Origin of the sequence: Fictibacillus phosphorivorans (assembly GCF_001629705.1) — a bacterium.
Classification (GTDB): Bacteria; Bacillota; Bacilli; order Bacillales; family Fictibacillaceae; genus Fictibacillus; species Fictibacillus phosphorivorans_A.
This window is the reverse complement of record NZ_CP015378.1, coordinates 900,796-919,261: the sequence shown is the minus strand read 5'-3', so window position 1 is coordinate 919,261 and position 18,466 is coordinate 900,796. Positions and strand designations below refer to the sequence as shown.

The following is an 18,466-nucleotide window of genomic DNA, read 5'->3' as shown; positions in this document are numbered from 1 at the left end:
CTTTCTATGCTGGATTTTATTCACAAAATGAGATACTTACAGTGCCTAGCTTTCCAAATGTAGCAGTCACTTCATCACCCGAATCTATGTCGATTGCACCTGATAGAGCTCCTGGTAGAATCAGTTCACCCGCTTTTAATGACATACCATAGTCTGCTAGTTTGTTAACGAGCCAAGCAACAGCATGTGCCGGATGACCTAAGGCAGCCGCACCTGCTCCTGTTGCTGTGATCTCACCATTCTTTAACAGCGTCATACTTAGCATGCGAAGGTCAATCTGATCCAACTCATAAAAAGGTTTACCAACAACTGCTCTTGCTGATGAACCGTTATCTGCAACCGTATCTACTAGCTGTATCTTCCAATCTTCTATTCTACTATCTATGACCTCTAATGTAGGTACGATAGCCTCGGTAGCCATTAAGACGTCTATATAGGTAACGTTTGGACCTTGCAAATCATCTTTTAAGATGAAGCCGATCTCTGCTTCAACTTTTGGTTGAATGAAATCTTTTCTAGACAGAACAGCCCCTGTAGAAACCTTCATATGATCGAGCAGATGGCCGTAATCCGGTTCATCTACTCCAAGCAAATTTTGCATCGCTTTACTCGTAAGCCCTACTTTTTTTCCGATCACTATACGACCTTCTTCAAGCTTTCTTTCAACCCATTCAAGCTGAATTTCATATGAATCCTTAACCGACAGTTCTGGGAAACGCGTAGATAGCGGCTCTACCGGAGTCAGCTTCTCTTCTGCTTCTAAAAGTTCTTCTGTTAATTTCGAAATCACTTGTTTCTGCATTTTTACTTCCTCCTTTCTTTTTTCAAAGCTTCTTTATCAATCCTTATTGCTTTTGAAAGTCGTTGATTTCCTTTCAGATGCTCGCTTTCCGCGGGGCAGGCGGTGAGCCCCTTGCCACTTTGCGCCCTAAGGCTCTCACCTTCCCCCTTGTCCTAGCCGAGAGTCACTCATCTTCCACTCCTATCAACTTATCAAAGTAGAATTAAACATAGTTCTATTAAAAACAGTCTTTTCATAGAGCAAAACGCGACTGGAGTCCAATCACGTTTCACTAAAGTGCTGTATACATAAACTTTTAAAGATGGCACAATTGTTAAATGCTTTGCTGAAGTTGATTGGAGCGTCGGGTGCGTGCCTATCACCTAATAACCTTTCTTGCAAGGCAAGCGACGTGGGAAGATGTTTCGGGCGCATTGCTTGTAGACGCAGGAGCACCATTGTCTTTCCTATGGATTGTTGCTTTTGTTTTTTTCATCACCTGCAAGTTGATTGGAGCGCAAGGTGCGAGACTCCTGCGGGACAGGTGGGCAGGTGAGACACTTAAGAGTGAAACGTCCGAATGTGGCTCACCGCCCTGCCCCGCGGAAAGCGAGTAACCTGGAGCGCAAATCAACTACTTACAAAAGCAGTGTTCAACCACTCTCTAAAGCTTCATCGTAATCGTCTTTGCCTCCGAATAAAACTCGAAGCTGTGTCTACCGCCTTCACGCCCGATACCACTTGCCTTCGAACCACCAAAAGGCGTACGCAGGTCTCTTATGTACCAGCAGTTCACCCACAACAGACCTGAATCTACGGCAGCCGAAACACGCTGAGCGCGGCGTAAATCGTTCGTCCATACAACCCCCGCCAATCCGTACTGTGAATCGTTTGCGATACGAATCGCGTCTTCTTCTGTTTTAAACGGGATAACAACGAGCACAGGCCCAAAAATCTCCTCTTGTGCTACACGCCACTTGTTGTTCACGTCATATAAGACGGTAGGTTCATAGAAGTTTCCGTTCCCAAGAGCCTCAACCCGTTTACCGCCATAAGCAAGCTTTGCTCCTTCTTTTATACCGATGTCTACATATGTTTCCACGGTTTCCAAGTGACTTTTTGACACGAGTGCACCCATGTCTGTTTCTTCCTGCTTTGGGTCACCTACTTTAATGTTTTTTACAGCATCCACAAATTTGTCCATAAACTGGTCATAGATACTTTCTTGTAAAAGCAAACGCGATCCTGCAAGGCAGATCTCCCCTTGATTTCGGTAGATCGCATCAATAGACCCTTTTACCGCTTCATCCAGATCGGCATCTTCAAAAACGATGTTTGCCGACTTTCCACCCAACTCAAGCGATACAGGAATCAGGTTTTCAGCCGCGTTTTTCATAATCGTTTTCCCAGTGTTCGATTCACCAACAAACGAGATGCGGCGGACGTTTGGATCAGTCGTCATCGCAGCTCCCATCGTACTTCCCGGTCCAGTGATAATGTTTAGTACACCTGGTGGCAGACCTGCCTTATTGGCGATTTCTCCGAACATTACTGCAGAAAGTGGTGTGTAAGATGCGGGCTTAACGACAACTGTGTTTCCAGCCGCTAGTGCTGCTGATGCTTTCCACGTCATCTGCATGAACGGCAAATTCCAAGGGATGATCAGACTTGTAACTCCTGCTGGACTGTATTTGGCGTACGACATGATGTTGTGTTTGTCATAATGCTCACTCACCATGTACTTGGACATCTCAGCAAAAAAACGGAAATTGGAAGCCGCTCTCGGAATATCAAATCCACGGCTTTCTTTGATTGGCTTTCCTACGTCGAGCGTCTCAACCATCGCAAGTTCATTTACGTTTTCCATAATAAGATCTGACATTTTACATAAAATATCAGATCGTTCTTCTACAGGCATCTTGCTCCAGACGCCGCTATCATAAGCATTTTTCGCAGATTGAATCGCTCGTTTGGCATCTTGTTCACTGCCGTTTGCAACTAGAGCTAACCTCTCATTTGTTGCTGGATTGATGGATTCAAAGGTTTCTCCTGAAAATGCATCCACATATTCTCCGTCAATGAACAATTTTGCGTTATTCACTTTCACTTGCAGTGTGAGGGTTTCTGCTTTCATTTGTTAGTCCCCCTTCTCATCTTCCACTTCAACAATCATCTCAATTTCAATCGCTGTTCCACCAGGTAGCTGGGCCATGCCTACGGCTGATCTAGCATGTTTACCTCTTTCTCCAAAAACAGCAACAAGAAGATCGGACGCACCGTTAATCACTTTTGGCTGTTCGATAAAATCCTCGGTGCAATTCACGAATCCAAGAATCTTTACAATACGTTTCACTTTATTTAAACTTCCAAGCTCGTTCTGAACGACTGCCAACAGATTCAGCATGGATTGGCGAGAAGCGGCATATCCGTCCTCTACAGATAAGTCTCTTCCTAGCTTTCCGTGATATTGATCGACACCTTGTCCGGCTGTAAAAAGAAGATTATCTACCCTTACACAGCCAACATAGTTCCCAACAGCTCTGCGCACTTCTGGCAGGACGATACCTAACGCTTCAAGCTTATCCTCCGGTGTTTGCATGACTTGCAACAACTGCACCCCGCTTTCGTTTTCCAAGACCTAAAAACTCAGCAGCGTTTCCGCCAAACATCCCTTTGCGCTGTTCATCCGTCAGCTCAAGCGTTTCATCCAGGACTTTTCCGGGATTCACTTCACGCAATAGAAACGGATAATCAGAACCCATAAAGATCTTGTCTGAACCGAATCGCTCCATCATATAGCGGATGTTCATTTGATCGTAATTTAATGAATCAAAATAAAACTGTTTTGCATAATGACTCGGCGGATGTGTTGTAAGACGCAGATGCGGCCACACCTGCCATCCTTGATCAAGGCGTGGAATTAAGTAAGGAAACGAACCGCCGCCATGAGCAAAACAAATTTTTAGTTTAGGGAATTTTTCCATCATGCCGCTCCAGATAAGTGAAGCTGCAGCTAATGCCGTTTCACTCGGCATCCCGATCGTGTACATAAAGTTATGGTTTGGCATCCGTTCTTTCCCAAGCGTTTCCCACGGATGAATAAAAAGCGGCACTTCCCATTTTTCTGCCATCTCAAAAAACGGAATAAAGTCAGGATGATCAAGATTCTGTCCATTTATATTTGTTCCAATTTCGATCCCATGAAGTCCAAGCTCGTTCATACAGCGATCCATCTCACGGATTGCTGTTTCTGAATTCTGCATCGGAACCGTTCCTAGACCAGCAAAGCGGTCGGGATATTCATTCACGGTTTCGGCTATAAAGTCGTTCTGGATTTTTGCCATCATTTCCGCTTGTTCAGGTGGAGCCCAGTACGAGAATGTAACAGGGATCGGGGATAGCACTTGAATGTCTACCCCTTCGCGATCCATGTCCTGTATTCTTTTTTTCGGATCCCACACCTGATCGGTAACATCTCTAAAGTTTTTTCCGCCTACCATAATGGATGCGCCGCAAGTACAAGTCCGGTTTAACACCGGCCACCTTTCTCCACCATATTTTTCGGCAAAGTCAGGAAACGACTCTGGAATGATATGTGTGTGAAAGTCGATTCTTAGCACTTCCATTCCTCCACGTTTTCAGGCATCTGATAACCGCAGTCTTTGCATAGACGAACTCGTTCATTCGAGTTAAAGCTGTGGATCGCTTCTTTAACTTGTTTCTCAATATCACTCAATTGCACGGTCACGCGATGCATCTCAGAATCACAGCGGTCACAGAACCAAACGAAGTCTTCAAGCTCACCTTGTGCGCGTTTACGCTCAATTACGAGACCATAAGAATTCGCCACACGATGCGGGGAATGAGGAACCATTGCCGGAAGCATGAACACGTCTCCTTCTTTTAATTCAACCACTTCACGCTTACCGTGCTTATTGATGATCTCTACGTAACAGCTGCCTTTGATTTGATAAAAGAATTCATCAGAAGGATCGACGTGAAAATCACGTCTTTTGTTCGGACCGCCTAAGATCATGGCGATAAATTCGGAATCTTGCCAGATCACTTTGTTGTTAACTGGGGGCTTGAGAAGATCTTTGTTTTCATCGATCCATTTTAATAGGTTAAAAGATTTTAAAGTCGTTGTACTCATTACGATTTCCTCCCTTTATTTAGCCAGCTTAGGCTGGTCCTTCACGAATTCATTTGTTACGGAAAGTGCTTCATCAACCATAGAGAACTTCGCTTTTCTTTTATAACCGTTGTAGAAAATGGCTCTCTTACGGATTGGATCTCCCGTATAATAGCGCTCATATTGTACAAGTCGCTGCCCAAAAGCTTCTCCGCACAGATCCCATGCAAGCTTGAACAGCTTAACGCGTTCAAGAGAATCCACACCATCACGCCCTAAATAGTACTTATCTATCTCACTTCGGATTTCTGGAGCGTTAAAGTCATTCCCAGTCGGTGACATAAGCAACCCACCAGCACCAATGATCTGAATGACCTCGATCGCTCTTGGATACATTTTAGGAAGCATGCCTCTGATCGTCTCAAGCGCCGCTGCATTCGGCATTACTTCACCAGACGCAGTTGTTTCAAATTCATATTCAGCTACTCGTAATAAAGATCGAATAACCTCCACGTTCTGTACAAGTTCACCTAAGTCGTTTTGTACATTCAAGTATCCATCTACACCAATTGAGTCTGCTAGCTTACAAGCGACTTCTGTTGCAAATGCTAGTTTCACATATCCTCTTACACCTGACTGATGAGCAGGCTGCTGGGCAATGCCTGTCTTCGGATACAAAAGGTTAGCTGCTTCCACGTTGTTATAAAGAAACACGCGATCCCAAGGGACAAGTACGTCATTAAAGACGAGCAAAGCATCCATCTCTTCAAATCTCGAAGCAAGGGGATGATCAAACTGTGATCGCTTACCGTCCTGCATCGGTTCACGGCAAATAAGTTTAAGCCCTGGCGTATCCACAGGCACTGCAAAAGCAAGGGCATATCGCTCGTCTCCAGGTGCGAAGCCTGGGAACGAGTAGATGATGACTTCATCTGTAATCGGTGCTAGAGTTGCCAGCATTTTTGCTCCCCTAACGATCAAACCATCAGGCGTTTCTTCAACAGCACCTAGATGAGTGAACATATCCTTTTGTCCATGTGAGTTTTTACTTCGGTCGTTTTGCGGGTTAATGATTGCATGTGTTAAAAACAAATCATTGTCTCGTATGTAGTTAAAGTAGTTTTTTATATTTACAGACCATTCCGGATTGTATTGATCGAGGAACCAGCCATTGTGTGCCATACCTGTTACAACGACGTTCAGGAAGTCGGGAGTTCGGCCCATTAGCCCAAAAGTAGATTTTGCGTAGATTTCAAACAACTCGCTTCTTGCCATCAATTCTTCATAGGTTGTCGGGTGTAAAAACGCGTTGTTGACTCGCTCACCCGTCTCTTTGCAAATATGTGTAATGGAATCTTGATATTGCGGATCGTGCTGCATATCGTACAATTTCGCGATCTCTTGAATTGGCTGCTTAAAAACAGGTTCACTCACTACATTAGTTATTCTCCTGCCCTCTAACCAAATTTCTGGTGAACGAGATTGTAATGCTTGAATATATTGAGCACCAGTTCTAATTCCCATTCCATATGCCTCCTCTATGAATAGAAGTATTAATTTGTTTCAAATATATAAGAAAGCGCTTACAATTCTTAACCTTTTCAACCCTACCAACTCCCTTTTTATTATGTAAGCGCTATCATAAAATGCTAATAAAACCGAGTTCTTTTGAGATCGACTCTGCAGTTTTTACGACATGATGAATCATTGTTGGGGTATCTTGGCTCAACATATAAGATACGGGTCCTACCATATTAAGTGCAGCAATAATTTGTCCTGTATAAGACTTAATTGGGGCAGCAATTCCATACAACCCCATCTCGTTTTCGTTGTTGCTGATGGCATAACCATTTGTTCTTATTACATCAAGCTCATTCTTTAATTTTTCAACACATGTAATGGTATTAGGAGCGCGGCGAAGCAATCCCCTTGATATGGTCGGCTTAATCATGGAGGGGTTAAAAGCTAGCAATACTTTTCCTGTGCTTGTGCAATACGCAGGTTTAGTATCGCCGATAAAAGTGGGGACAGCTACTGAATTTGATGAAGCTACTCTTAAAACGAAGCGCACTTCACCACGATCTAGCATTCCGATATGTACAGTTGTGTTAAACCTTCTGACTAGACCTTCACACAATGGAAGCGCTTCTGTGTTAATGTCTTGCTGATACATGACATGGTTGCTCCATTCTAGCAATTTCCAACCTAGTCTATATTTTTTCTGACTGTCTTGAATCAGTATACCTTCTGAGCAAAGTGTGCGAACCAAGTGATGGACGGTGCTCGCATTCATATTAAGTTTTTCAGCAATCTGCAAGTTTCCAAGTGCTGGTTCATCTTTGTTGAAACAATTTAATATCCTTGAAATTTTTTGGACAGATGAAATCACCAATTCTCCCCCTCAAACGGATACGATTTAGTTGAATTCAGCTTAACTACCACCCCTTTCAATATGCGTTCATCGTATTGAAAAAGGCAGACTTATACAATGTCGAAATTTCATAATGTGAAATTATTCAAAATATATTTTGAATAGTTAGAAAATTAAAAGGGATAGTATTCATTCATAAAGAAGAAGTAAAGACTGGAGGTTAATGATAGTTTTCGTGGTCTCGTGTCGATTTACCTACCTATTTTCATAATTTAATGAAAAATTTGTAAACAGCATATGGCATTTCGTCTATATTTCCATTACTATATGTAGTATAAATACTTTTATATAACAAACGTTAGCTGATTCATATTTTATTCTTTCCATGATTTTAATGTTGAAAGAGGTGCGAGCGGTGGACATAACAGAAAGTCTAATCACATATATGGATGATAACTTGCCTACTTACTTACATGATTGGCACCAGAGAATCGTGATTTCAAACCATGATGTACATAAAGAAAAAGTTACAGAGAATGCCTTGCATATGGTTGAGCTAGTTAAACAATCCTTACGAACTAAACTATCTCCCGAAGAAATTATGCGCCTCGCACATCAAGTCGCTGTTCAGCGGTTAGAAGCTAAGATCAATATAGGGGAATTTGTATACAATGTGAACCTAGGGCGAAGTGAGATCGTTCGTTTCGTGACGGGCTCTGGTATATCCATTGAACAGTTGCAGCCTGTGATTGAAACGATCAATTCTCTTTTTGATGAATTTTTATATCATGCCGTTAAGAAGTATACGGAGCTGAAGGATATTGAGATTGAGGAAAAAACAGTATTTATCGACCAAAGTCACAAAGAACGGTTAACCATTTTAGGACAGATGTCATCTAGTTTTGTACATGAGTTCAGAAATCCTTTGACAGCAGTAATGGGTTTCGTAAAACTTATGCAGCAAGAGAACCCTAACATGAAATACATCGATATCATCAGTCATGAATTAACCCAATTGAACTTTCGTATCTCTCAGTTTCTTCATGCCTCAAGAAAAGGGGTTCAAGAACGGGAAGCGGAAGATTTTGCTTTAGAAGATTTATTCACAGATATTCTAGATTTCATGTATCCAAGTTTAGTGGATGCAGACGTTACAGTCATTCCGCGTATCGATCCTACGATTACTTTGCGGGCACACAAGGACGAGTTGAAACAAGTACTGCTCAATCTTATCATGAACTCCATCGATGCACTGCGCCAAATGAGACAGAATCGCCGAATCATGATTTTTAGCAAGATTGAAGATACTGATAACGTACATATTACTATTTCTAATAACGGCCCAGCTATTCCACCCGAAACAATCAGTACGATCTTCGAGCCGTTCTTTACAACAAAAGAATTAGGCACGGGTATTGGCCTTTTCGTGTGCAAAAAAATTATTGAAAAACATAACGGGTCAATCAGCTGTTCATCAGATGATAGCATTACGACCTTCACCATCGTACTTCCCCTTCAGAGTACTTCTTTCACGACTGAGGAAGAAAGCTCACAAATAGAAATATAGCAAGGAACTTGGACATCCAAGTTCCTTATTTAAATTGTAGAGCAATAATCCTTTAGAAAGCTCTTTGTATAGAAGATTGTTGCTATATTGTGAAAGATGATTCCCAAGTGGCAGGCACGTAGCTTGCACTCCAATCATCAATCAAAATAAGTGTATTAAGCAGTTATTATGTTTTACGGTACGTGTTTTTATATTTATTACACGTTCACCGGTAAATAAGCTTTGACCACCTGAGATGTCTGATTTTTCACCTGTGTTCATGCGCATTTCACCTGATAAAACGTAATTTTCACCGATAAGCCACTGAGTATTCTTCTTCATGACTCAAATTGATAAATTTAGTCTTATCGTTCAATCACATCAACAGATAAAGGAACAAATGTGGTAAAAACCTCACAAATTTGTGCCTGCTTGCCAAATTATTATTAGGAAAATTCATCGAGCGTTAAAAAACACAAAAAAAGCCTTTGCCCTGCGGCAAAGACTAATTTTGAACAATTTAATGCATCTCTTCTCGATATAACGGCATCGAACAGCAGCGGAACGAACCACCTGATTTTATGATTTCAGAGATATCGACTTCTAAAACTTCGTATCCTCTTTCACGAAGTGCAGCATTAACATTTTTATTTACAGGAAGGCTCAAAACTTTTTTATTTCCAATGGATAAGACGTTCGTACCCATCGTGAATTGCTCTTCTTTCTCTACTTCAATTACATTAAACTTTGAGGCAAGCATTTGGTAGTCTTTTTCCTCAAAAGCATGTTTATAGATCAACGCATCTTCTTCAGATAAAATGTTAAAAACACAATCGAGATGTAGGTAAATAGGATCGAATGGTACAGCGACAACATTCATATGAGGCAGCTGTGATTGAAGTTCTTGAATGGTTTCCTCAGACGTTCTGCCACTCACCCCGATATAAACGGTATCGCCATGCACGATAACATCTCCGCCTTCAATACGGTCCCCCTCGATCAAAGAAAGATTAATCTGATGTTCTAATAACCAGTTTCGTAATACTTTCTCTTCTCCGTCGCGAATATTGCTTCCCATGCGTGATACGAATACTGTTTCACCGATTGTAAACCCAATATCGCGCGTAAAAACTTGTTCAGGGAACTTCTCCATCGCAGGAAGTTTATAAACGTCTACACCGTTTGCTCTCATCGTATCCACGAAATGCTGATGCTGTTTCATCGCTCTTTTCATGTTGATGTTGTCTTTTGCGAAATGACGCTGTGTTTCATTGATTATTTCATCGATCTTCATATATCTTGGTTCACACACAATCACTTTCTTTAATGTGCCATATTCACTATCACAGTTCACGTGTTTGTATTCTCCTTTTATTACGGTAGCCATCTATAATCCTCCATACGCTCATAAGGTATTTATAAGGCTCTTCCCTAAATCAATAGTCCCGTAAACGTTTTTTGCATCTTTCACTAGTTTATTTATATTTTTTCCAAAAATAGCTGAAAGTTAACTTCTTTTAAAAATATTTAACAAAATACAAAAAAACAGCTGACTCTAAGGTAATTCTCAGAATACCTTCTTAAGTCAGCTGTTGTTATGATTGTTCCACTCGTCATGAAGAGTACAGTTCATGTTTTTTTATATATTCATAACAAGCATTAGGCAACAGATACCTTGGTTCGCCACCCTTAGAAAATTCATCACGTATATAGGTGCTGCTGATCTCCATAGACAGCCCTTTATCGATCAGATGAAATTTTGTGCCATCATCATGATTTCTTAGGATGGGTGAACGAGATATCGTTTTGACCATATTGATCTCGTCTCTTGCCATCACAATAAATTTATTATTCGAGATTAACTCATCATCATACTTCCACTTACCCTCTGCAATATCAACCAACAGATCCGCTCCCATAATAAAGTACACTTCATCATTAGGATATTTTTGTTTAAAATGTTCCATCGTGTAATACGTGTATACTTCCCAAGCTTCTTGCAGTATCTCATGATCATCGGCTAGAAATGTATGATTATTTGAGATCGCAAGCTGAAGCATCTCCCAACGATGGGCATCTGACGTCTTCATCGTTTTATCTTTTCGTTTACTTGAGCATGGCAGGAAGATCACTTTGTCTAGTTTACAGCGATGTGCCACGGTACTTGCTGTCCATAGATGTACATTCGTTATAGGGTCAAAAGACGAGCCGTAGATTCCAATCTTACCCATTGTGAGGTTCTCCTTCTCCGATTAATGACAATACTTTTGCTTGCACGTCCTGAATATTTTTCATCTTGTTGTCCCAGCACGCTTGACTAAGATCAACCGGATATTCTTCCGGATGCATCGTACGTTTGTATTCGTCCCATAATACTTCTAGATTCTCCTTGGCAAAGAGCTGTATTTCTTTAAGAGTAGGAGTTTCATAGACAACGTTACCTTCTATAAAAATATCTTGATGAAGCTCTTTCGCTTTAAAGTTTGTCACAAATTTACTGATAAACGTATGAACGGGATGGAACATTTTAAGTCTAGACTCTTCTTGAGGCATTTCATTCTCCAGCGCAATGTAGTCGCCTTCGGATTTATTATTATGTGTATTGATGATTCGATACACTTTTTTCAAACCAGGAGTCGTTACTTTTTCTGGATTTCCGCTGATTTTAATCGTGTCTACCATCTTTCCTTGTTCGTCTTCAATAGAGACAAGTTTGTAGACTGCTCCTAGGGCTGGCTGATCATAAGCTGTGATCAGTTTTGTACCGATTCCCCATGAATCGATCTTTGCACCTTGTGCTTTTAGATTGATGATCGTATTCTCATCCAAATCATTTGAAGCGATAATCTTTGTATCTGTGAATCCTGCCTCGTCAAGCATCTTTCTCGCTTCTTTTGAAAGGTAAGCGAGGTCTCCACTATCTAAACGAATTCCTTGAAAGTTGATCTTGTTTCCTAATTCTTTAGCGACCTTAATCGCTGTAGGCACTCCAGAGCGCAAAGTATCATACGTATCGACTAAGAACACACAGTCTTTGTGTCGCTGAGCATATTTATGAAATGCTGTATACTCATCTCGATACGTTTGGACGAGTGCATGAGCATGTGTACCTGCGACTGGTATGCCGAACCGTTTCCCTGCTCGAACATTAGACGTCGCTTCAAAACCACCGATAAACGCGGCTCTCGTTCCCCAGATCGCTGCATCCATCTCTTGAGCTCTGCGTGTTCCAAATTCCATCACTCGTTCTTCTCCAACCACTTGTTTAATGCGGGATGCTTTTGTAGCGATAAGTGTCTGATAGTTTACGATATTTAAAATGGCAGTTTCAATAAGCTGAGCTTCTGCTAACGGTGCTTCTATTCGTATGATTGGTTCGTTTGCAAAGACCAGTTCTCCCTCCACCATAGATCGAACGTTACCCGTAAATTTCACTTGTTCTAGATATTCTAAATAATCTTCTTTATACCCTAATTCATCTCGAAGGTAATCGATATCAGTTGTTGTAAACGTAAAGTTCTTCAGATAATCTATGATTCTTTCTAATCCAGCAAATACAGCATATCCGTTCCCGAAAGGAAGTTTGCGAAAGAACACTTCAAAAACCGCTCTCTTGTTATGGATATTGTCCTCCCAATACGTTTCCGCCATATTGATCTGGTAAAGATCTGTGTGCAGCGTTAAACTATCATCAGCATATTTTTTGTTCAATTTTCACTACCCCCAAGAGATAAATTTAAATAACTTTTGCGTTCAAACAGCTCTTAAAATGACCTAATGCCCACTCATGTCCTGGTTGGTTGAAACTCGCTACTGCTTTTTCATGAACAACGATCTTAAGTCCCGCATTGTAAGCATCAACAGCTGTATGAAGACAGCAGATGTCTGTGCACACTCCTACGATGTGAACCTCCGTAATACCACGTTCACGAAGCTTCATTAATAGATCTGTACCCGCGAAGGCACTATATCGGGTCTTATCCATCCAATAAACATTGGATTTCGTTTTGTGTGTTTCATAGACTTTTTGAAGGTTTCCATAAAGCTCACGCCCAGGCGTACCTTCAATGTTATGTGGAGGGAAAAGCTCATTTTCTGGATGAAACTTATCATCGGTATGATGCTGATCTATAGCAAAAACAACAAAATCACCGTTATTAATAAATTGTTCCGTAATAGAAGTAATCTCATTTTCAACATCTTGACCTGGTTTTCCACAAGTTAGTGCACCTTCATCTGCCACAAAGTCAAATGTGTAGTCAATATTGATTAACGCTTTTTTCATAATATTTCCTCCTATTTGTGTTTAGTTAACTATTAACAATCTGTTAATTATAGTCGGTAAAAAAATTCAATTAATAACGCGCTGTATAGATTGGCTTTATTACATCCATCTCAATAAATGTATAAAGTTTTGTTGCTCTCTTTGATGTTCTTGTTGTTGTTTTTCCTTGTACTTCTTGAATAAAAGGAAGAGATTTTATCTTTCTGGAAAATGATGAATCACTTAATATCGCAGGATCATTCGTTACAGTTCTTAATACAGCCTGAAGTTCAGAATACGTAAAGTTTTCAGGTAAGAAATTCTTAGCTACAGTTGTTTGGAGCAGATCGTTTGTGATCACTTGAATCGCATCTGCAATGATTTGTTTATGATCGAACGCTAGCTCCAGATCCATTACATCTTTTATAGAGAACAACTCAATGTCAGCTGCATCATCTTGTGCTTTTCTTAGCGATAGATACGTATCAGGAACAATTGCATAATGAGCGTTCGAGATGATCCAACCTCTAGGATCTCGGCCAGGTTTGTCGTAAACACCAAATTGTTTAATATGGATTCCAGAGATATTCGTCTCTTCTTCTAACTCTCGTTTAGCTGCTTGAAAGCCCGTTTCATCATCTTGCACAAAACCTCCTGGAATTGCCCACTTGTTTGCTTCAATGTTCATATTTCCTTCTGAATCAAGTGCCGCTCTTTTGATCAACATGATCTTAAGATCCATCGTAGGAGGTTTATATGCCTCATTTTTTTCTGAAATTATTGTAAAGACGCAAATATCGGAAGTGTAACCATCAGGTGTTCGATATTTTTTGATGTCGTATTGTTTTAATGCTTGCTTATTAGACAATGGTGCCCCTCCTTTTAATTAACAAACTGTTTATTGTTAATTTATTTATATTCTATTTACCTCATTTTGTCAACGGTTAAACTTAATTTTTTTATTATTCGTTGTATTGATTTTCGTCCTCATCGCTTCCTTTTCACAGGACATGCGGTGAGTATGCAAAAAAAATAAAAAACCACCCGAGAAGACGAATCCACCCGGATGGCTATTTCTATTGTGTATGCATAATGAATTTTTTATACTTGGAATCAGCCTTTATTTTCCGGCCGAACAAAGCTCATCTTCTCTTTGTAAGCTGTTAAAAATGGAAGGTCGGGGTAATGTTTCTCCACAAGGTTAAAAACTTCTTGAATCAACAGTTCTAACTCTTTTATACTCTCATGAACATCTCCAATGAGAATACGTGATAGCCGTTTATCAAAATGATCTGGCTTTATTGTGAATATCTCGCTGTATTTGTGCATCCACTTAAAGGACGGATGATGAATATACAGTTTATTTAAACCGAATAGTGTTCCGAGAAGTTTCTTCTGTACACCCACCATCAGATCATACAACATGATCCACTCGTTTCTATCTAATAAAGCATAACGGTTGTTCCACCTACTCCATAAAGCTAGATTTTCTTCAATCATGTTTCGGGCTAATTGATCTGGATACACCTCAACTTCTTTTTTCAGTACACTAATCACACGATCTCCGTATAAACTCACTCCATAAAACACGGATGAAGCCATGCACTGTTTGCCGTAATCCACTTCATACTCTTTCACTACTTCTTTTATCCACTTATGTGCTGTAGATGTTAAGAAACTGCTGATCTCAAGCTTTACATTTTGAGACGTTAAATAGCTCTCTGCCCATTCTTCCTCTTCAAACGGATGAAATTCTATAATCGATCCATTTATCGCGCTAATCGGCAACATTCGATCTTCATCAGTTGGAGGTTCCGACCAGAAAATATTCAGTTCAATATCTGAGTATTTGTCTTCCCAGCCTCTTGACACAGACCCTGCCAGTAATACAGCCTGCACTTTTTTATTCTCTTTATAAATAGCTGCCATTTTCCTAGCCATATCTTTTAATTTCACTATTAATTCTCCCGCTTTCATCTAACTGAACTTGTTTTCATGGAGTCTACTAACATATGTAAATAACTGATAGTATTAGATTATCATATTCTAAATATTTATCGTTTATTAGGAGTAGCTATGAAAACTATTAAGACATATACAATCTCTCAAGACACATTGGAAAAGTGGAGCAGAATTTTTGTGCCCGATCGAGATTTTTTCTATTTTAGGATTAAACCAGACCATTTTCCTTCTCATAAAATAACGAAAATGGACCAAACTGCGTTTACACTCGACGTTCGAACTTCTTTTCTTACATGGTCTATTAACAAAAAAGCTGAATTTATTTGCGTGATGTCCAATAAAGAATTTCAGGCTCTATCCACGATAGAAAAAGATACGATAATCGCAGAACAAAAAGCACTTAACAGAGGACTTGTTTTTACAGAGGATGAATTAAAAGGTCTGATGAAGAATGTAAACTCACTAGAAGTTGATAACCAACTGGAAATATTAAAACGTGGTGCTTCTTTTCAAGACATTGTAATTGTTCAAAAGTGTAACTGGGATCGAGTATCAAAGAACGTTCAACATACTATCTTGATGAACTACGCAGATGGGTGGATTGAGGAATATGCTTTAGAACCAGAAATACGTGAAAACTATCAAACTCGATACCCAGAATTATACCCGTACATGGACACTTTTCCAGAAGAGAACGGTCCTAACTGTCTTGCGGCTGTCGCTTCAGCAATTCGTTCTTCTACCGATGATATCAAGCGCTGGATGCAAGTTGAACACTTTCTCCAATTGTTAGAAGAAAACCACTACCATCACATAGAGACTTCTTCTGTTCATGCCAAAGATGTATGGATATGGTTTAATGAGCAAGATCAAGTTGTACATGCTGCTTATCTTTTAAGTGAAGAACATGCCTTTAACAAACATGGCCAAACAATGTTTAACCCGTGGCAAGTTATTCAAATTAACGAACTCAAAAAAGCGTGGGCTGACTTTACATGTAAAATTTATAGAAAACTTTAACAGAGAACGGTGGGATCAATCAGATGTTAAATACTCAAAGAATTGTTTTTCGAGAGATGGTTTCTGAAGATTGGAAAGCGATTCACCGATATGCCTCACAAGAGATTGTTTCTCAATACCAGCCTTGGGGACCGAATCATGAAGCTGATACTATAACGTACGTGAAAGAAGTGATTGATGATGCAAACAGAAATCCCCGTGAACGGTATGCTTTTGCGATTGTTGAAAAGCAATCAAACCTGTTAATCGGAGCTGGAGAATTACAGATCACCTCATTTGCAAATCGTATTGGTGAGATCGGTTATGTGCTTCATCCGAATTATTGGGGAAAAGGAATTGCGACAGAAGCCGGGCAACTTTTGCTGAAATTTGGTTTTGAAGATCTGCAGCTGCATCGCCTTTTTGCAACTTGTGACCCTAGAAATAAAGCTTCAGAAAAGGTTTTAATAAAACTAGACATGACGTTAGAAGGCGTAATGCGTGAAACCATTCTGCTTAAAGACAGATGGCGTGACTCTATGTTATTTAGTATGCTAGAGCACGAATGGACAAACAAAAAAGGACTCAATTAAGAGTCCTTTTCCACGTTCTATTTATGATGAAACGGACATTTTCCCGCTATCGGTTCAACATCGTCTCCAATAAAGTACTGTTTCCATTCACGGTGTTCCGGGTCCCCATAATGACTGATATTCGGGTGTTTCGGAAGATTATCCCACTTCTCTACCCGCTCGCGAACTTTTTCCCGAGACATCGCTCCGCCAGGTGAAGTTCCCTCTAATCCCTCAAAAATGCGGCGAGGCTGGAATCCGAGGACTAAACTGTTACCAAGATCTCTTGTTTTTCTTTGTTTGTAAGCAGGTGCGTTCCCGAATACAAAATAAGGCTCATTATCAAATGAAAAAGCGAATAGGTGGTGGTCCGGGTCTTTCGGTATATGTTCTGGCCAAGGTTGATTATCTGTTTCATGCAATGACTGAAGCATCTTCCAAAAATAATCACGGTAATACGGAATATCTTTTTCTTCTTTCTCGGGCTCAACAAATACAAATAATCCGTGACGAATCAATTTAGGTGCATCAAAAAGTTTGTTGAATTCTCGTATTGCCTCAGGCAGATTCGACCAGTCATCATGCGTCACATACGCATATCGCAATTCTCCCTTATTCTCAGCAGCCATTCCAAAATAACAAGGAAACGTTTTGTTCGTCACTGTCTCATGGAAAGTCTTATACTCCTCGATCACCCATGCTGGAACTATTTCTGGATTCGTCATATCTTCTTTTTTCAGCAAACACAATTGTTTCGTCTCCACTCAACCACTCCTCTAATCTGTTAATGAGGAATTTCCCTTAAGCTAGTTTGTTAAAACATGATTATTACTTCTTCTTTTTTCCATTTCTTTTTCTAGTCCTTGTTGATGCTGAGCCATCCAAACCATTTCTTGTTGAAATCTTTTTGGAGGGTCTCCTTCATGAGGATGGATATCGATCCACCACGTACTTTCCATATACCAAACCAATCTTAAAGATATCACTAATCTTTCAACTGATAATTCATTTGTATTATTGTACCCTTTAAGAAATGCCTGGACAGCTTTACGATTTAGCATATTATTTTGCAGACACGTTGAGATGATCAGTCTTCCGATATCTAATTCTAAATAGTCATAGTTCATTCGATCAAAATCGAGAATTGCAGACAAATGTTCTTCGGAAAAGAGCAAGTTATCCACCCAAAGATCGCGATGACACCAACCAGGAGTGAGATTATTAAACTGCTTTATATCCAACGCTAAGGTTGCCGTTTTTTGTAAATCCATTAGAGAACGGATATGATCTAATCCCTGTTCATCACACTTATGTATTTCGCTTTGCCAATACTCTACACGTTCTTCTATCGAAGGAATGTTGAATAGCGTTTCTGATTTCGCTGATAATGTTCCATCATTCAATAAAGTGTGAAGCTTTCCAACTTCCTCACCAAGAGATTGGATTTGATTACTCGTAAGATTACTTGGCGAGACTAAGCTTCCTTCCATAAAGCGCATTACGGTAAAATGTTCACCTTGTGTTGACTTCTGTAAAAGTTCACCTTTGTACATCAAGAGTTCCGGACACGCTATTCCTTGTGAGAACAGTCTATTCTGTGTATGAAGAGCAGATTGAATCGTTGAAAGATTGTACCTTTTCATTCGCTCTTTATTGTATTGCTTTATTAGGAAAATGCCTTGATTCGTTTCGATCTTCCATTTTTGATTGAGCCACCCACGATTGATTGGTGTTCCTTTATCCACTTCAAAACCAAACCGGGTTTCTACCTCTTCTTTTAAATGAGTCCAAAGACTTTCATTCGATATCTCAGTCTCCACTTTTATTCACTTCTTTCTA

18 protein-coding genes are annotated in these 18,466 nt (G+C 40.1%); 3 read left to right on the top strand and 15 right to left on the bottom strand.

The window, feature by feature from the left end; genetic code table 11:
• Positions 1–16 precede the first annotated feature (16 nt).
• From ABE65_RS04730 to ABE65_RS04695, 7 genes are all read right to left on the bottom strand, one after another.
• Positions 17–802: a 2-keto-4-pentenoate hydratase gene (locus tag ABE65_RS04730; RefSeq protein ID WP_066391900.1), complete on the bottom strand. Its 786-nt coding sequence runs from the start codon at positions 800–802 to the stop codon at positions 17–19.
• A 643-nt stretch (positions 803–1,445) separates the two neighbouring features.
• On the bottom strand, positions 1,446–2,915 hold the full coding sequence (locus tag ABE65_RS04720) for an aldehyde dehydrogenase (protein ID WP_066391895.1): 1,470 nt from the start codon (positions 2,913–2,915) through the stop codon (positions 1,446–1,448).
• A 3-nt stretch (positions 2,916–2,918) separates the two neighbouring features.
• Complete coding sequence (locus ABE65_RS04715; protein ID WP_082861293.1) at positions 2,919–3,389, bottom strand: RidA family protein; 471 nt, start codon at positions 3,387–3,389, stop codon at positions 2,919–2,921.
• Positions 3,361–4,407: an amidohydrolase family protein gene (locus ABE65_RS04710; RefSeq protein WP_066391888.1), complete on the bottom strand. Its 1,047-nt coding sequence runs from the start codon at positions 4,405–4,407 to the stop codon at positions 3,361–3,363. The genes ABE65_RS04715 and ABE65_RS04710 overlap by 29 nt, the downstream gene beginning before the upstream one ends.
• Complete coding sequence (gene nbaC, locus ABE65_RS04705; protein WP_066391885.1) at positions 4,395–4,934, bottom strand: 3-hydroxyanthranilate 3,4-dioxygenase; 540 nt, start codon at positions 4,932–4,934, stop codon at positions 4,395–4,397. The genes ABE65_RS04710 and nbaC overlap by 13 nt, the downstream gene beginning before the upstream one ends.
• A gap of 15 nt (positions 4,935–4,949) precedes the next feature.
• Positions 4,950–6,437, bottom strand: a complete 1,488-nt coding sequence (locus ABE65_RS04700; protein ID WP_066391883.1) for a 4-hydroxyphenylacetate 3-hydroxylase family protein — start codon at positions 6,435–6,437, stop codon at positions 4,950–4,952.
• A 115-nt stretch (positions 6,438–6,552) separates the two neighbouring features.
• Positions 6,553–7,302: an IclR family transcriptional regulator gene (locus tag ABE65_RS04695; protein ID WP_066391880.1), complete on the bottom strand. Its 750-nt coding sequence runs from the start codon at positions 7,300–7,302 to the stop codon at positions 6,553–6,555.
• 397 nt (positions 7,303–7,699) lie between these two features.
• On the opposite strand from ABE65_RS04695, the gene ABE65_RS04690 reads away from it, so the two are divergent.
• Positions 7,700–8,851: a histidine kinase N-terminal domain-containing protein gene (locus ABE65_RS04690; RefSeq protein WP_231887851.1), complete on the top strand. Its 1,152-nt coding sequence runs from the start codon at positions 7,700–7,702 to the stop codon at positions 8,849–8,851.
• A 499-nt stretch (positions 8,852–9,350) separates the two neighbouring features.
• Here the strand turns inward: ABE65_RS04690 and ABE65_RS04685 are convergent, their stop codons facing one another.
• The 6 genes from ABE65_RS04685 to ABE65_RS04660 all read right to left on the bottom strand — a co-directional run bounded on the left by ABE65_RS04685 (position 9,351) and on the right by ABE65_RS04660 (position 15,050).
• Positions 9,351–10,217, bottom strand: coding sequence for a dimethylarginine dimethylaminohydrolase family protein (locus ABE65_RS04685; protein WP_066391879.1), 867 nt, complete (start codon positions 10,215–10,217; stop codon positions 9,351–9,353).
• A 226-nt stretch (positions 10,218–10,443) separates the two neighbouring features.
• Positions 10,444–11,061, bottom strand: a complete 618-nt coding sequence (gene nadD / locus ABE65_RS04680; RefSeq protein ID WP_066391877.1) for a nicotinate (nicotinamide) nucleotide adenylyltransferase — start codon at positions 11,059–11,061, stop codon at positions 10,444–10,446.
• Positions 11,054–12,541: a nicotinate phosphoribosyltransferase gene (locus tag ABE65_RS04675; protein ID WP_066391875.1), complete on the bottom strand. Its 1,488-nt coding sequence runs from the start codon at positions 12,539–12,541 to the stop codon at positions 11,054–11,056. The genes nadD and ABE65_RS04675 overlap by 8 nt, the downstream gene beginning before the upstream one ends.
• Before the next feature lie 25 nt (positions 12,542–12,566).
• Positions 12,567–13,115 (bottom strand): cysteine hydrolase family protein, encoded by a 549-nt coding sequence (locus tag ABE65_RS04670; protein WP_066391873.1) that lies wholly within the window; start codon positions 13,113–13,115, stop codon positions 12,567–12,569.
• Between the two features lie 70 nt (positions 13,116–13,185).
• Positions 13,186–13,962 (bottom strand): NUDIX hydrolase, encoded by a 777-nt coding sequence (locus tag ABE65_RS04665; RefSeq protein ID WP_066391871.1) that lies wholly within the window; start codon positions 13,960–13,962, stop codon positions 13,186–13,188.
• Between the two features lie 245 nt (positions 13,963–14,207).
• Positions 14,208–15,050 (bottom strand): DUF4037 domain-containing protein, encoded by an 843-nt coding sequence (locus ABE65_RS04660; RefSeq protein ID WP_066391868.1) that lies wholly within the window; start codon positions 15,048–15,050, stop codon positions 14,208–14,210.
• Positions 15,051–15,170: 120 nt separating this feature from the next.
• On the opposite strand from ABE65_RS04660, the gene ABE65_RS04655 reads away from it, so the two are divergent.
• The gene (locus tag ABE65_RS04655; protein ID WP_066391866.1) at positions 15,171–16,076 is read left to right on the top strand and encodes a hypothetical protein; all 906 of its coding nucleotides are present in this window, start codon (positions 15,171–15,173) and stop codon (positions 16,074–16,076) included.
• A 23-nt stretch (positions 16,077–16,099) separates the two neighbouring features.
• A complete protein-coding gene (locus tag ABE65_RS04650) occupies positions 16,100–16,648 on the top strand; it encodes a GNAT family N-acetyltransferase (RefSeq protein WP_066391864.1) in 549 nt (182 codons plus the stop codon).
• A 17-nt stretch (positions 16,649–16,665) separates the two neighbouring features.
• On the opposite strand, the gene ABE65_RS04645 is transcribed toward ABE65_RS04650, so the two are convergent.
• A complete protein-coding gene (locus tag ABE65_RS04645; protein ID WP_144703720.1) occupies positions 16,666–17,352 on the bottom strand; it encodes a YqcI/YcgG family protein in 687 nt (228 codons plus the stop codon).
• An 81-nt stretch (positions 17,353–17,433) separates the two neighbouring features.
• A complete protein-coding gene (locus ABE65_RS04640) occupies positions 17,434–18,447 on the bottom strand; it encodes a phosphotransferase enzyme family protein (protein WP_066391859.1) in 1,014 nt (337 codons plus the stop codon).
• Positions 18,448–18,466 lie beyond the last annotated feature (19 nt).

Coding starts and splice junctions, on each gene's coding strand:
- ABE65_RS04685 (WP_066391879.1), bottom strand. CDS start 10,217: ATGGCTACCGTAATAAAAGGAGAATACAAACACGTGAACTGTGATAGT.
- nadD (WP_066391877.1), bottom strand. CDS start 11,061: ATGGGTAAGATTGGAATCTACGGCTCGTCTTTTGACCCTATAACGAAT.
- ABE65_RS04730 (WP_066391900.1), bottom strand. CDS start 802: ATGCAGAAACAAGTGATTTCGAAATTAACAGAAGAACTTTTAGAAGCA.
- ABE65_RS04650 (WP_066391864.1), top strand. CDS start 16,100: ATGTTAAATACTCAAAGAATTGTTTTTCGAGAGATGGTTTCTGAAGAT.
- ABE65_RS04710 (WP_066391888.1), bottom strand. CDS start 4,407: ATGGAAGTGCTAAGAATCGACTTTCACACACATATCATTCCAGAGTCG.
- ABE65_RS04720 (WP_066391895.1), bottom strand. CDS start 2,915: ATGAAAGCAGAAACCCTCACACTGCAAGTGAAAGTGAATAACGCAAAA.
- nbaC (WP_066391885.1), bottom strand. CDS start 4,934: ATGAGTACAACGACTTTAAAATCTTTTAACCTATTAAAATGGATCGAT.
- ABE65_RS04670 (WP_066391873.1), bottom strand. CDS start 13,115: ATGAAAAAAGCGTTAATCAATATTGACTACACATTTGACTTTGTGGCA.
- ABE65_RS04645 (WP_144703720.1), bottom strand. CDS start 17,352: ATGACGAATCCAGAAATAGTTCCAGCATGGGTGATCGAGGAGTATAAG.
- ABE65_RS04655 (WP_066391866.1), top strand. CDS start 15,171: ATGAAAACTATTAAGACATATACAATCTCTCAAGACACATTGGAAAAG.
- ABE65_RS04700 (WP_066391883.1), bottom strand. CDS start 6,437: ATGGGAATTAGAACTGGTGCTCAATATATTCAAGCATTACAATCTCGT.